Origin of the sequence: Kitasatospora sp. NPDC092948 (genome assembly GCF_044754805.1) — a bacterium.
Taxonomy (GTDB): Bacteria; Actinomycetota; Actinomycetes; order Streptomycetales; family Streptomycetaceae; genus Kitasatospora.
This window is the reverse complement of the sequence record NZ_JBIVPU010000006.1, coordinates 188,491-202,235: the sequence shown is the minus strand read 5'-3', so window position 1 is coordinate 202,235 and position 13,745 is coordinate 188,491. Positions and strand designations below refer to the sequence as shown.

At 72.9% G+C, this 13,745-nt stretch carries 13 protein-coding genes; 4 read left to right on the top strand and 9 right to left on the bottom strand.

The features are described 5' to 3' along the window. The 4 genes from ACIQF6_RS20340 to ACIQF6_RS20325 all read right to left on the bottom strand — a co-directional run bounded on the left by ACIQF6_RS20340 (window position 1) and on the right by ACIQF6_RS20325 (window position 3,465). Entirely contained in the window at window positions 1-369 is a 369-nt protein-coding gene (locus ACIQF6_RS20340) for a CU044_2847 family protein (protein WP_400896837.1), read from the bottom strand. A gap of 249 nt (window positions 370-618) precedes the next feature. Next, window positions 619-1,602, bottom strand: a complete 984-nt coding sequence (locus tag ACIQF6_RS20335; protein ID WP_400896835.1) for a PH domain-containing protein — start codon at window positions 1,600-1,602, stop codon at window positions 619-621. 624 nt (window positions 1,603-2,226) lie between these two features. Further along, window positions 2,227-2,595, bottom strand: a complete 369-nt coding sequence (locus ACIQF6_RS20330; protein WP_400896833.1) for a CU044_2847 family protein — start codon at window positions 2,593-2,595, stop codon at window positions 2,227-2,229. 180 nt (window positions 2,596-2,775) lie between these two features. Then, on the bottom strand, window positions 2,776-3,465 hold the full coding sequence (locus ACIQF6_RS20325) for a DUF402 domain-containing protein (protein ID WP_400896831.1): 690 nt from the start codon (window positions 3,463-3,465) through the stop codon (window positions 2,776-2,778). Between the two features lie 295 nt (window positions 3,466-3,760). Between ACIQF6_RS20325 and ACIQF6_RS20320 the strand changes: the two genes are divergently transcribed. Beyond that, a complete protein-coding gene (locus ACIQF6_RS20320) occupies window positions 3,761-4,222 on the top strand; it encodes a DUF3291 domain-containing protein (RefSeq protein WP_400896829.1) in 462 nt (153 codons plus the stop codon). Between the two features lie 164 nt (window positions 4,223-4,386). Beyond that, a complete protein-coding gene (locus ACIQF6_RS20315) occupies window positions 4,387-5,385 on the top strand; it encodes an NADP-dependent oxidoreductase (protein WP_400896827.1) in 999 nt (332 codons plus the stop codon). Between the two features lie 69 nt (window positions 5,386-5,454). Here ACIQF6_RS20315 and ACIQF6_RS20310 read toward each other — a convergent pair whose 3' ends face one another. The 3 genes from ACIQF6_RS20310 to ACIQF6_RS20300 all read right to left on the bottom strand — a co-directional run bounded on the left by ACIQF6_RS20310 (window position 5,455) and on the right by ACIQF6_RS20300 (window position 8,387). Next, window positions 5,455-6,231, bottom strand: a complete 777-nt coding sequence (locus ACIQF6_RS20310; protein WP_400896825.1) for a hypothetical protein — start codon at window positions 6,229-6,231, stop codon at window positions 5,455-5,457. A 262-nt stretch (window positions 6,232-6,493) separates the two neighbouring features. Further along, complete coding sequence (locus ACIQF6_RS20305; RefSeq protein WP_400896823.1) at window positions 6,494-7,471, bottom strand: threonine/serine dehydratase; 978 nt, start codon at window positions 7,469-7,471, stop codon at window positions 6,494-6,496. 196 nt (window positions 7,472-7,667) lie between these two features. Beyond that, the gene (locus ACIQF6_RS20300) at window positions 7,668-8,387 is read right to left on the bottom strand and encodes a DUF5701 family protein (RefSeq protein ID WP_400896821.1); all 720 of its coding nucleotides are present in this window, start codon (window positions 8,385-8,387) and stop codon (window positions 7,668-7,670) included. A 314-nt stretch (window positions 8,388-8,701) separates the two neighbouring features. Here ACIQF6_RS20300 and ACIQF6_RS20295 point away from each other — a divergent pair, with 314 nt between their 5' ends. After that, the gene (locus ACIQF6_RS20295; protein WP_400896819.1) at window positions 8,702-10,042 is read left to right on the top strand and encodes a cryptochrome/photolyase family protein; all 1,341 of its coding nucleotides are present in this window, start codon (window positions 8,702-8,704) and stop codon (window positions 10,040-10,042) included. A 7-nt stretch (window positions 10,043-10,049) separates the two neighbouring features. Here the strand turns inward: ACIQF6_RS20295 and ACIQF6_RS20290 are convergent, their stop codons facing one another. Then, a complete protein-coding gene (locus ACIQF6_RS20290) occupies window positions 10,050-10,853 on the bottom strand; it encodes a VOC family protein (protein WP_400896817.1) in 804 nt (267 codons plus the stop codon). Window positions 10,854-11,208: 355 nt separating this feature from the next. Here ACIQF6_RS20290 and ACIQF6_RS20285 point away from each other — a divergent pair, with 355 nt between their 5' ends. Beyond that, on the top strand, window positions 11,209-11,643 hold the full coding sequence (locus ACIQF6_RS20285) for an STAS domain-containing protein (RefSeq protein ID WP_400896815.1): 435 nt from the start codon (window positions 11,209-11,211) through the stop codon (window positions 11,641-11,643). Between the two features lie 198 nt (window positions 11,644-11,841). On the opposite strand, the gene ACIQF6_RS20280 is transcribed toward ACIQF6_RS20285, so the two are convergent. Continuing rightward, window positions 11,842-13,512 (bottom strand): sigma-70 family RNA polymerase sigma factor, encoded by a 1,671-nt coding sequence (locus ACIQF6_RS20280; RefSeq protein WP_400896813.1) that lies wholly within the window; start codon window positions 13,510-13,512, stop codon window positions 11,842-11,844. Window positions 13,513-13,745 lie beyond the last annotated feature (233 nt).

The window sequence follows — 13,745 nt, the reverse complement described above, 5'->3', positions numbered from 1 at the left end:
TCAGGCCGCCGGTTCGCCGCCGGCCCCGGGACCGTCGACCGAAGGAGCGCCGGCCTCGCTCCCTCGCCACACCACACGCACCGTCAGATGACAGTTGGCCGCGGTCTTCGTGATCACCACGCCGGCCTCCGTGGAGAGATCGACCCCGAACTCGACCTCCACCTCGTCCGGTCCTGCGTCCCGCAACCGCCGCAGCACCGTGCGCGCCATGTCGGTCACCGGATCGAGCGCCGATCCCAGACTCGTCGGAAGATCCCGGACCGCGTCACCGATTCGGCCCGCTTTTACCGGTCCGGCCGCACTCTCCACCGCCTCGACGAGAATCGAGCCCCCGTCCTCCAACGGCACCCGCGCCAACTGCTGCCCCACGTCGTCCCTCCCTCGACGGCGCCCCACGGCGCCCGCATCCACACCGTACTGGCACCGCCGCGAAACGAGGCGACGAACTGCCGAACGGGCTTATCCGATCGAAGAGTTCGCCGATCGGCAGCCCGCACAGCTGCACGAACACCACACCGTGGTGCCGTGGGGAACTGAAAGCTCGAAACCCGTCACGGAGCCCAAAGCATCGACTTCGGTCGGTGGGCGCCGCGGCGAGAGGCTCGGGGGGCAGGGCCGTCAATTCGTGGCGACTGGGCCCGGGCGCGTTCCGGGGGTGCCGTGGACTGCGGCTGCGCCGTGCTCGCCGATGGCGGCGACCAGGCTGCGGGCGTGTTTCGCGGCTTGCGCCCGGGAGTGGAAGGAGAGGGTGAGACTGCGCGGTTCCGGTCCGCCGATTTCGACGGTCAGCCGATAGCCCGGCTTCTTGCGGAGCCGGCGCACGAGGGCCGACACCAGGGTCCCGAGGCCGATGAGCACGGCAGCGACGAGCCCGATCAGGATGCCGTCCGGCAGGGCCATGGCGCCCCAGTTCAGGTTCACCCCGTTGGGGCCCCTCAGCCGGACCGCCACCGGGACGCCGTCCGGCCCGACGACCGGGTCTCCGAACAGCTTCCCGTTCTTCTGCTCCGGGTCCCCCGGTACGACGGTCAGGCCGACGGAGTCCTCGCGGGGGAGGGCGGCGCTCCGCAGGGCGAGGAGCCGGCGGCCGACGTCCTCCACGTTCTTCCGGTCACTGCTCGCCGTCGACTGCACGCGCAGTTCCCGGTCGTCGCGCAGCCGCAGCGCGATCAGCCAGAAGTCGGTTCCGTCGCTCGACCGTCCGTCGTGGATCGCGACTTCCTCGACGTCCTGCCAGGGGGTGCGGCGGGGGCGTCCTATCGATCGTTCGGTGATGCCGTTCTGATCGATGACCAGCCCCATTCGGGCTGCCTGGAAGCACCACGCCGCGGACGCCGCCACGAGAACGGCCCCGAACACCTGCGCCCCGACCCCTGGGGTGAACATGCTGCTGACCGCGGTCAGCAGAAACACCAGGCCTGCGGCCACGAGGACCAGCCGCACGGGCTCAAGACTCTTTACCGGCTTCATCGGACCCCCCGTGACCGTGACCGTGACCGTGCCCGGCTGACCGGCTGACCGGCTGACCGGCTGACCGGCTGACCGGCTGACCGGCCGGTGATCTCGGTGCACCGCCTGTCGGCCATTGCACCGAATCTTCACCGGTGACGCTCCGTCATATTAGCGGAGTAGTTGGTTGTTTCGGTGTGGGCGAGCCCAGGCCGGCTCCGTGCACGTGGAGCAGCAGCGATCGGTCAGTGGTTTGAGCAGCAGGCGGGGATCTCCAGTGCTGCGGACGTTCACCGGAAACGGCGTCGAGCGGCGGTGCTGGGCACCGGGATCCGGGCGGACTGTCGATCTCGCTGAGGCCGGCGTCTGGTGCGGCATCCTGGTGCGACGAATGATGTCGAGGCGACATGGCAGTCGTGGTTGTCCTGGCTCACCCCGTCGAAGCGAGCCGCGAGCCGCGGCGCAGTCGCTTCGACGGCAGTTCGAGGCCCTCGGTGCAGGTGACGCGCCGGATTGGGTGCGGTCCGAGATCGACGAGAACCGGCCGCAGCTGGCGCGGTTTGTGCTGCTCCGAGCGTTGTGGCGGGAGGCGATCGACGGCTGGGCCGCCCTGGGGGCGGTGGAACAGGTGCCGGCCGCTCGACGCCTGTTGGATGCGGGGGCAGACCGGGACGACCTGGTGCTGCTGGCTCGGGCCATCGCCTACGAAGCCGTATTCGCCACGGTGGAGGGGTTCGACTACGGCGGGGACGTGAATGTGTCCGGCGTCGAGGCCGGTCAGGCCGCCGGCTCGCCCTGGGCTCCGGGGCCGTCGACCGAAGGAGCGCCGGTCTCGTCCTTGCGCCACACCACACGCACCGTCAGGTGGCAGTTGGCCGCGGTCTTTGTGATCACCACCCCGGCCTCGGTGGAGAGATCGACCCCGAACTCGACCTCCACCTCGTCCGGTCCCGCGTCCCGCAGCCGCCGCAGCACTGTGCGCGCCATGTCGGTCACCGGATCCAGTGCCGATCCCAGACTCGTCGGAAGATCCCGGACCGCGTCACCGACCCGCCCCGCCTTCACCGGCCCCGCCGCACTCTCCGCCGCCTCGACGAGAATCGAGCCCCCGTCCTCCAATGGCACCCGCGCCAACTGCTGCCCCACGTCGTCCCTCCCTCGACGGCGCCCCACGGCGACCACGTCGCTCACCGTACTGGCCACCGCGCGCAGCGAGTCGGGGAACTGTCGAACAGGCTTGACCAATGGGGTAGTTCGTGGATCGGATGCCGGCCCGGCCGCACGAACACCACGTCGCGCGGCGAGTGCGTACGTCGGGCTCTGCGGCTACCGCCGGTGCCGAGGAGCGGAGCCGGTCTCGTCGACGTCGTCCGGCAGCAGCGGCAGGGGCCAGGACGGGTCCGGCGCCCAGGTCTGCCAGCCGGCGGCGAACGGCTCCGCCCGGTTGTCGAGCATCGAGATCGCGCGGCCCTGGGCCTGTTGGACCTGGTGGTGGAGGTGGTCGTCGATCACGTCGAGCTGGCGCAGGCGGTCGTACTCCTGGCGGTCCTTCCAGTGGTGTCCGGTCAGGTCGGGGGTGACGACCAGGTCGAGGGCGAGGTCCATGGTGTCGATTCCGCCGTGGTGGCGGCGGTAAGGGAGTTCGAAGTTGACGTACCAGCTGATCGGCCGGCCGGTGGCGGCGTCCTGGAAGCAGTGGACGGAGAACCATTCTCCCGCCAGGTAGTGGGACAGGACCGCGGTGCGCTCCCAACGGTGAGGGCCGAGTGCCCAGGTGCCGGCGGCGAGGTCGTCCAGGCCCTGTTGGCGGGCGTCGTCGTCGCCGGTGCGCTGGCAGTCGATCCAGGTCGTCGGGGCGAGGCCCTCGATCCCGGGCCAGCAGGCCAGGGTCAGGACGTGCCCGGTGTCGGCGATCACCCGCTGGGGCTTCGCCGTCCACACCCGCCCCGCGTGGACGTCGCGGCGCACCACGGTGGTGCCGGGCTGGAACCGGATGCTCCGGTCGGTGTTCGTCACGTCCGGGATGTTCCCGCCCGGCGGGGACGGGATTCCGCTCGAAGGTGTGACGCAGGGCCGGGTCGCGGTGTTCGCAGGGCCGGGGCCGCACGGTTCTCCCCGGATCCAGGATTCCGGATCGGGAGTCTGGCTCCCGGCTCCCGAGCCCTGGATCTGTCCACCTTCGCGCGCCCAACCGCGGGTCCACTGCTGCCGGAGCGCTCCGACTGCCGGGCGCCCGGGGCGAGGTTCCCCGGCGGGTTTCTAAAAACAAAAGTCGTTGACGTTAGATCTCCGGTCGGGCCATGCTTGGCCCATGACGGGTTTTCATCTCGCACAGATCAACGTCGGCCGCCTCGTCGCGCCGCAGGGCGACCCGCGGGTCGCCGAGTTCGTCGCCCAGCTCGGGGGGATGAACGCGCTGGCCGAGCGCAGCCCCGGGTTCGTGTGGCGGATGGTGGACGATGCGGACGACGAGGCGAAGGCTGCGTTCCCGGAGGTGGTCGATCCGCGGTTCCAGATCAACTGTTCGGTGTGGGAGTCGGTCGAGGCGCTGTGGGAATACGCTTTCCGCAGCGACCACTTGCGGGTGCTGAGCCGTCGTCGGGAGTGGTTCGAGCGCCCGGACGGGCCGCACCAGGCCCTGTGGTGGGTGCCGGCCGGTCACCGTCCGAGCCTGACCGATGCGATGGGGCGGATCGCGCGGATTCGTGACCACGGCTCGGGGCCGGACGCGTTCACCTTCCGCGACCGCCATTCGGTGCCCGCTGTCGTCTGAGCCGCCGGGCGCGGTGGATCGGGGTGGATCGGAGTGGATCGGGGTGGGCCGCCGTCTGGTCAGGTGACTGAGCGCTTGCTTAGACTCGGGGCGGGCCGCCGGCCGTCGGCGGTGTCGCGTCAGTAGTCGTGATCGTCGTCCCGCAGGAGCGTGTTGTGCCGGCCATGAACCGTCAGATCCGTCTCGCCCGCCGCCCCGTGGGTTCCGCCCGGCCCGAGGACTGGGCCTCGGTCGAGGAGCCGGTGCAGTCGCCGCAGGAGGGGTGGTTCCTGGGGCGGACGCGGTTCCTGTCGGTGGATCCGGCGATGCGGGGGTGGCTGGACGACCGGCCGTCCTACCTGCCGCCGGTCGGGATCGGCGAGGTGATGCGGGCCGGGTCGGTGGTGGAGGTCGTGGAGTCGGCCCATCCGGACTTCCGGGTCGGCGAGTTCGTGACGGGGACGTTCGGCGTCCAGGAGTACGCGCTCTCCGACGGGCGTGGCGCGCACCGGGTCGACGCCGGCCTTGCTCCGCTGCCGACGTACCTGGGCGCGCTCGGCATGCCCGGCATGACGGCGTACTTCGGCCTGCTGGAGGTCGGGGCGCTGCGCGAGGGCGAGACGGTGGTGGTCTCCGGGGCGGCCGGCGCGGTCGGGAGCCTGGTCGGCCAGATCGCCAAGGTGAAGGGCTGCCGGGTGGTGGGCATCGCCGGCGGTGCGGACAAGTGCGCCTGGCTGACCGGGGAGTTGGGGTTCGACGCGGCCGTCGACCACCGGGCCGGGGACGTCCGCCGGGCGCTGCGGGACCACACGCCCGACGGCATCGACGTGTACTTCGACAACGTCGGCGGGCCGATCCTGGACGCCGCGCTCGCCCGGCTGGCGCTGAACGCCCGGGTGGTGATCTGCGGCGCGATCAGCCAGTACAACAACGAGAACGCGGTGCAGGGCCCGTCCAACTACCTTGCGCTGCTGGTGCGTCGGGCCAGGATGGAGGGCTTCGTGGTGTTCGACTACGCGGCCCGCTACCGGGAGGCCGCCCGCGAGCTGGCCGGCTGGCTGGCCGACGGCCGGCTCACCGCCCGCGAACACCTGGTCAAGGGCGGCATCGACGATTTCCCGGAGACCCTGCAGATGCTGTTCCGCGGCGCGAACACCGGAAAGCTGATCCTCGAACTGGCGTGAGGGGAAGGCCGGTTCGGCACGCCAGGGCCGCCCCGCCGGGAGGGATCTCCGGACGGGGCGGCGAGGGGTTCAGCCGCGGGTGCCGGCGACCCGGGGGCTCAGTCGGACGATGGTCAGGTCGACCTGGCCGAAGCCGTCCTCCCAGCCCATGACGGGCTCGCAGCCGTGCTCGTCGAGGCCCCGGGCGGGGGCGTCGCCGACCATCGGCATCAGGCCCTCCTCGCCGTCGGTGAGGAAGTAGGCGAGGTGGGCGCGGAGTTCGGGGTGCTCGATGGTGGCGAGGCCGTCCTCCCAGCCCTCCTCGGGCACGGCCTCGAAGGGCGCCAGCTCCTCGGGGGTGCGGCCGGTGTCGAGCGCCGCGCGGAACGCGTCCAGCAGGGTGCCGTCGGAGCGCAGCCGGGCGAAGAACACCACCCAGCTGCCCGGGTGGTCGGCGAGGTCGACGCCGTGCTCGACCAGCAGCGCGGCGAGGTCCGCGCCCCGGATCAGGCCGTCGGCGAAACAGGCGGCGGCGACGGCGGAGGCGAACGGCTCCGGCAGGGCCGGCGAGTCCCGGTCGGCCGGTATCCCGAAGATCGAACCGGCCGCGTCGAACACCGGCGTGCGGTCGCTGCCGTCGAACAACGAGCAGTCCCAGACCACCGGTTCGGCACCGCTCAGCGCCTGCGGCCGCACCCAGGCGGAGTCCCGGTCGAACTCGACCTCGCGGATCAGGTTGCCGCTGACGCCGACGGCGTACACCGCGTCCGGGTCGTACTCGTGCAGCGGCCGGCCGAGCATCACCGCGAAGGCATCGGCGAGTTGACGGTCCCAGTCGATTGCGACCGGGGTGTGGTGAGTGGTCATGGGCGGCACCGTAGCGCCGCCGTCCGACAGTCGGAGATTCGAAAATTGGCGGAGTGTCAAATTGTCGAAGCGCGGCCGGTGTTCTGGCCCTGCGTCATTGCCGACGCTCTCGGGCTGCTCGCCGAGGCAGGGCTCACCACCTGCACTCTGTGGCTGCCCATTGCGGCCGAGCATCCGGAGAGGAACCTTGGGCTCACCTCGCTGGCCAGGGCGAACACCCTTCCCGGAACGGCATGGAGTGGTGCCTCCAAGGCGGTTCCTCCTAATCGGCGAGGCTGGACGGATCGGTGTTGGCTCCGCACAGCACCACGCACACCCGCTCGCCCTCGGCGGGCCGGTATGCGCCGCCGGTGATTGCGGCGAGTGCGGTGGAGGCCGCGTGCTCGACCGCCAGGCGGTGGCCGTCCCAGAGGAGTTGGCGGGCGCGGACGATCTCGGAGTCGGGGACCAGGGCGGTCTGCACGCCGTTCTGGCGGGCGGCCCACAGGGCGGTCGCGGAGGCGCGGCGGGCGCCGAGGGAGTCGGCGGCGACCGAGTCGACGGGAACGTCCACCGGCCGGCCCGCCGCCACGGCGGCGTGCAGGGCCCGGGAGCCATCCGGCTCGACGGCGACGGTGCGGACCCCGTGCTCGCGGGCTGCCGTGGCCACGCCCGCGAACAGGCCGCCGCCGCCGACCGACACCACCATGGTGTCCATGGAAGGGAGTTGGCGCAGGATCTCGTCCAGCAGGGTGCCCGCGCCGGCCGCGATCAGCGGGTGGTCGTAGGCGTGCGAGGCCAGCGCCCCCGAGGCCGCCGCGAACTCCTCGCAGGCCGCCAGCGCCTCCGCGTACTCGCGGCCCGCCAGTCGCACCTCGGCCCCGTACCCGCGCAGCCGGGCCACCTTCACCGCCGGCGCGTTCTCCGGCAGGAACACGGTCGCCCGGACGCCGTGCTGCTGCGCCGCCCAGGCGCACGCCAGGCCCGCGTTGCCGCCGGAGGCGATGGTGATGCCCGCGTCGGGGAGCGTGCCGGCGTCCCGGTGCGCCTGGACGAAGTTCTGCGCGCCCCGGGCTTTGAACGAGCCCGTGTGCTGAAGGAGTTCGAGCGCCGCCCAGATTTCCGCACCGGAAGCGCCGGCACCGGAGAAGCCGTCGGGGACATCGCCGCCGAAGCCGAGCGGGGCAACCGCGACGGGCCGGATCCGTCCGGCGATCCGGTCGCCGGCCGCCTTGATGTCGCCGTACGTGAGCTGGTGCATGCTGTCGCTCCTGCCGCATCGAGGATGTGTGGGCCGGTCGGGGCCCGGGCCGTTCGACCCCGACGGTACTGCGAACGACACCCGGGCCCGCCGGGGGTACGGGCCCGCCGGAGGCTCGGGCGCTCCGGGGGGGGGGGGGCGGGCCGCCGGGGCGTCGAGGTCCGGGCGGGTCCGGCCGTGCGTCGGTGTGCCGAGGCTACGGGTTGCGGCTCGTCGCGGAGGCGAAGCCCAGCCAGGTGTGCCGGTTGCCCGCCCAGCACCAGCCGACTTTCGGGGCGTTGCGGCGCTCGCGGCCGTCGCGCCCGGTACCGTTGCTGATCCAGATCGCCGGGGTGCGGGCGTCGAGTGTGCCGTTGGGCTTGCGCAGGCGGGAGCCGATGGTCATGAAGCAGTGGTTGCGTTCCAGAACCTCGGGCTGTTGTAGCACCCAGTGGATGCCCTCGGTGAGTAGCAGCGGCGTCCGGTCCTCGGCCGCGAGGGCCGGCAGCGCCTCGTCCGGGCTCCAGTTGGCCATCCGGTCGCCGCGGTCGAGGCCGGAGAGCAGGTAGAGCGGGGCGTCGGGCAACTCGACCGTGTCCAGCGGGGCGAAGTCGTCGACGTCCGCCATGTCGACGACGACGAAGCCGGGCAGTCCCTCGCGGCGCAGCAGTGGCGCGAGCGCGGAGGCGGGAACGCGGTCCGGGTGAACGGCGAGCAGGGCGCCGTCGGCAGGTGCAGTGGTCTCGGCGGCTGCGGCGAAGGCGCGAAGCTCGGCCGCGGACAGGCCGACGAGCTCGTGCACCCCCAGCTCGACCAGGCGTTCGGCCTGGGCGCGGAGCGGCGCAAGGCGGGCGGGCGCGGCGGGCGCGGCAGCGGGCACGGCGGGTGCAGCGGGCACGGTGGGTGCGGCGGACACGGTGGACGTGGTTTCGGGCATGGTGCTCCCAGGGCAGCGAGGCGACGGGACCTTCGGAGAACGAGACGGCCCGGCGGGACGTTCCCGGTGCGGGGCGGCACGCGTGGGGCAGTTGGCGTCCGGTGCTCATCCAGCGGCGCGTTCGCACCGATGAACGGAGGGAGAGGGGGACGGGCAACCGTTCCCCGCCCGCCCGCCCGCCCGCTTGTCCGTCCGCTTGTCCGTCCGCCCGACCGACGCCCGCTCGGCGTCGGACCGAAGCCCGTTCAGCACCCGACCGATGCCCGCCCGTTCAGTGCGGCCGTCGGGCCCGACCCTGGAAGCCGCGCACCGAAATGACTCTCGCCGTCGTCCTGTTCACCCAGGACCTGCGCCTGCACGACAACCCCGCCCTGCACGCCGCCTGCGCTGCGGCCGACCAGGTGGTGCCGCTGTTCGTCACCGACCCGGCGATCGCCGCCGCCGGGTTCGATGCGCCCAACCGCCGTGCGTTCCTGGCCGGTTGCCTCGCCGACCTGGACGCCTCGCTGCGCCGCATCGGCGGCCGGCTGCTGGTGCGTGAGGGCGACTCCGCCCAGCGGACCGCCCAACTGGCCGCCGAACTCGGCGCGGTGAGCGTGCACGTCGCCGCCGGGGTCAGCGGCTACGCGCGGCGGCGCGAGGAGCGGCTGCGCGCCGCGCTCGGCGATCGCCTGCGGGTGCACGACGGGTCGCTGACGGCCGTGCCGCCCGGCGCGGTGACACCTGCCGGGCGTGACCACTACGCGGTGTTCACGCCGTACCACCGGGCCTGGCAGCGGGCCGGCCGCCGCTCCCCGCTGCCTGCGCCGCGCGCCGTCAACACACCAACGGGTCTGCTGGGAGCGGAAGTTGTCGCCGTCGAGCCAACTGCCCGCAGTCTGCCCGAGCCCGGTGAGGGCGCTGCCCGCCGGGCCTGGCGGCGCTGGCACAGCGCGCAGTACGCGCAGTTGCACGACGACCTGGCCGCCGACGGCACCTCGCACCTGTCGCCGTACCTGCACTTCGGCTGCCTGTCCGCGAACGAGCTCGTCCACCTCGCCGAACGGCGTGGCGGGCCCGGCGCGGAGGCGTTCGTCCGGCAGCTGGTGTGGCGCGACTTCCACCATCAGGTGCTGTCCGCCCGCCCGGCCGCCGCACACGCCGACTACCGGACCAGGAACGATAGTTGGCGCACCGACGAGGCCGAACTCGCGGCCTGGCAGCAGGGCCGCACCGGGTTCCCGATCATCGACGCCGGGATGCGGCAGCTCGTCGAGACGGGCTGGATGCACAACCGGGCCCGGCTGCTCACCGCGAGCTTCCTGGCCAAGTCGCTGTACCTGGACTGGCGGCTCGGCGCCCGGCACTTCCTCGCCCACCTGGTGGACGGCGACCTGGCGAACAATCAGCTGAACTGGCAGTGGGTGGCCGGCACCGGCACCGACACCCGCCCCAACCGGGTCCTCAACCCGCTTGTCCAGGCCGACCGTTACGACCCGGACGGCGCGTACGTCCGCCGCTGGGTGCCCGAGCTCGCCGCGCTGCCCGGCAGGGAGATCCACCGCCCGTGGCGGTCCCACGACCGTCCGGCCGACTACCCCGACCCGCTGATCGCCCCCGAGAGCACGGGAGTTCGCTTTCGCGCAGCGCGCGGGATCGCAAAGGATGGAAACTGACGGCGCGTCAGGAGGGCCGTTCCGCCGGGGTCATCAGCACGAAGTCCGCGCCCGCGCCGTCCACGCACACCGCCATCCGTCCGATGCCGGGCGCGTCCGACGGGCCCATCAGCACCTCGCCGCCCTTGGCGCGCACCGTCGTGGCGGCGGCGTCGCAGTCGGCGACCGTGAACACCGGGTGCCAGGACGGCTTGCCCAGGGAGAGTGCCAGCTGCTCGGCCGGCACCTCGAGGACGCCGCCGTGCATCCGCTCCTTGGGCTGGCCGGCCGGGGTGACGATGGTGTAGGTCTCGCCGTCGCCGCCCGGCATCGGCATGTCCTCGCGCTGCCAGCCGAACACCGTCTCGTAGAACGCCAGCGAGGCCGACGCGTCCGAGGTGTACAGCTCCGTCCAGCACAGCGCGCCCGGGTCGTCCGTCGCCTCCAGGCCGCGGGCCCGGCCCGGCGTCCACGCCGCGAACTGGCCGCCCAGCGGATCGCTGAACTGGGCGACCGACGCCCAGCCGTCCGCGTCCTGCGGCTCCACCCGCACCGTTCCGCCCGCCCGCAGGACGGACGCGGCTGTCTCGTGGACGTCCGGGGTGAAGAAGTACACCATCCACGCCGACCGGGCGCCCCGCTCGGTGAGCAGGCCGATCCCGGCGGCCGTGCGACCGTTCGAGGTGGCCAGCCCGAACGCGCCGCCGGACTCCTCCATCGGCTTGAACTCCCAGCCCAGCACCGCCCCGTAGAAGTCTCCGGCGGCGGTCACGTCCGGTGCGCCCAGGTCCAGCCAGCACGGTGAACCGGGTACGAAGTCGGTGGTGATCATGGCGCTCTCCCTTCGCCGGACACTCCCCCTTCCCAGCCTGTCACCGGCCCCCGCCCGGCGCGTCCGGGCGCGCCCCCGCCCGGTGCGTCCCGGTCGGAACCGGCCCGGACCGGTGGGGACCCACCCCGATCGGCCCAGGACCGGGGGCGGTGCGCTCCGGTACCGCCAAGCGGACGAAATCCTGTGCAGATCGGAGGGTGGAGCATGGAATTCGACCGTCGAACGGATCCTGGCCATGACATTTCGCGGAAATTACTCCCTCCGACCGCGAAATCATCACCCGCAACAGGGTTCGGGCCGCCGTAATCGGGCAGAGGCCGCATACCCCCAGCGATCCCACGAGAAAGGCATCAGAGTGGCACTGAGCGTGAGCTACGGGGAGCGGTACGGCTGGACGGTCGTCCAGGTCGCCGGAGAGGTGGACATCAGCGGAGTCTCCGCACTTCGCGAGCGCCTCCAGCGACTGGTCACCGAAGGCTGCCTGCGGATGGTGGTGGACATCAGCCGGGTCGACTTCTGCGACTCCACCGGTTTCGCCGTCCTGGTCGCCACCCGCCGCATGCTGGCCTCCCGCGGCGGCCGGCTCCGACTGGTCCTCCCCGGCCCCGAGACCCACACCCGCAAGATCCTCCAACTCTTCGGCATCCAACGGATCTTCGACGTCCACGATTCGATCGACGACGCGCTCGCCGACCTGCGCGAGGCGTTCATGAACGAGGGCAAGGCGAATGCGGACGGCACCGAGGCCGTCCCGCGCCCGCGCGAGGGCAGCCGCGCCGTCGCCGACTGACCTGCACCACCCGCCCGGCGGGCGGACGGCCGTCAACGGCGACGGCCGCACACCCGCAGCGACCCCGCTTCGCAGCGGCAGCCGGCCGCAGCGACCGGACCGGCCGCAGCGACTACATCGGCCGCAGCGACCGCATGGACCGCATGGACCGCGTCAACGGCGACGGCTGCGGCTGTGGCACCTGCGGCCCCGGGCCGATCAGCCCGGAGTGCCGAAATCCTGCGTCCACCAGGGCCCACCCGTGCCCTGGTGCACCCCCACGCCCAGTTCGGTGAAGGCGCAGTTCAGGATGTTCGCCCGGTGACCCGGGCTGTTCATCCAGCTGTTCATCACCGCGGCGGCGTCCTTCTGGCCGCGCGCGATGTTCTCGCCCCAGCCGCTCCACTCGTACCCGGCGGCGTCGATCCGTTGTTCCGGGCCTTCGCCGTCCGGGTTGGTGTGGTCGAAGAACGAGCGTGCCGCCATGTCGTCGGACTGCTCCTGCGCCGCCGTCGCCAGCTGATCGTTCGCCCGCAGCGCCGAACAACCAGCCTGCGCCCGTTGGGTGTTGACCAGGTCCAGCACCTGCTGCCCGAGATCCCCGCCGCGCCTCGCGGCCACCGTCGAGGCGGACCGCCCGGCGACCGTCGAGGACGGCGCGGGCGCGTTGCCGGACGCCGACGGCTTCGCACTCGGCGAGGCGGAGGCAGAAGCGGAGGCAGCGGCGGACGGGGACGGCGACGTGGAGGCGGACGGGGAGGCCGCGGCGGACGGCGCGGTGCCGCCCGCCGGGTCGACCAGCGCCTCCGCCGGCTCCGGACCGGCCGCGACCTGCGCCCGGCGTGCATCGGGCCCGCCCGGCGTCGGGGAGGAGTCCGACAGGCCGACCGCCACCAGCAGCCCCACCGCGACCGTCACCACCCCGCCGCCCACCAGCACCCGGCGCCGACCCCGACGCGGCGCCGCCCGCCGACCGTGCCGGGACCCGGCCCGGTGCGCGCCGCCGTCTCGCGCGCCGCCGTCCCGTGCGCCACTGTCTCGCGAGCCGCGCCGGTGCGAGCCGCCGTCCTGCGACCCGCGCCGGTGGGAGGGCACGCCCTGCGCCGCACCCGTCGGCTCCATCGGCAGCGCGGCGAGGCTGTCCGGCAGCGGCACCATCGCCAGGCCCGCCAGCAGCCCCTCGGCCGGGACCAGGCCGCGCCGGTGCTCGCCGCAGCCCGCGCACTCGCGCACGTGGCGGCCGATCCGCTTGCGCCACAGCGCGCTCGGCACGCCGTCCCAACCCGCCGTCAACTCCGCCAGCCAGCCGCACATCGGCACCGCGGCCAGCGCCCGCACCGCCACCCGGGCCGCCTCCAGCTGACCCTTCATCCGCTGCACCCGCACCGCCGCGTGCTGCGGAGTCACCTCCAGCGCCGCCGCCAGCTCGGTCCGGGACAGCTCGCCCGCCGCCTCCAGCCACCACAGCGCCAGCAGCTCCCGATCTCCGTCGTCCAGCCAGCGGGTAGCCTCCGCGACCTCCCGCCGCTGCTCCGAAAGCCCCAGCCGGACGATGGTCAGACCGACGAAGTCCGCCGCCGGGTCGGCGACGGCCGTCGGGTCCGGCACCGCGAGGCTGTCGCTCTCGTCCCGGAACCGGCGGCGCACCTGGTTCAGCGCGATGGCCACCAGCCAGCTGCGGAACCCGGCCGGATCCCGCAGCCCGGACAGGCCGTCCACCGCCCGCAGCATGGTCTCCTGCACCACGTCGTCGGTGTCCGGATGCCCGGACAGTGCCCGGCCCACCACGTTGTACACCAGCGGCAGGTGACCACCCACCAGCTCCGCCACCGCCTGCCGGTCGCCGTGCTGCGCCTGACCGACCAGCGTCGCCACCTGCCCACTGTCCACAGCCCGGACCGTCCTCGTGTTCTCGCGTCGTGCCCTCACACCCATCGGAGATCCACCGGCGGCCGGCGGATAACGGAAAAGTGCGCGGCAATCTCTCCGACCTGGGGAAATCTCCCCGATCAAGGGCCGGAAGCGACCTTATGGCCTGTCGACGGAGCCGTGCCACGAGGGGCGGGTGGGGCCGGTGGGTTTCATCCGGCCCGCGTGGGTTGTTCGGCTGTTCGGCAGCGTGG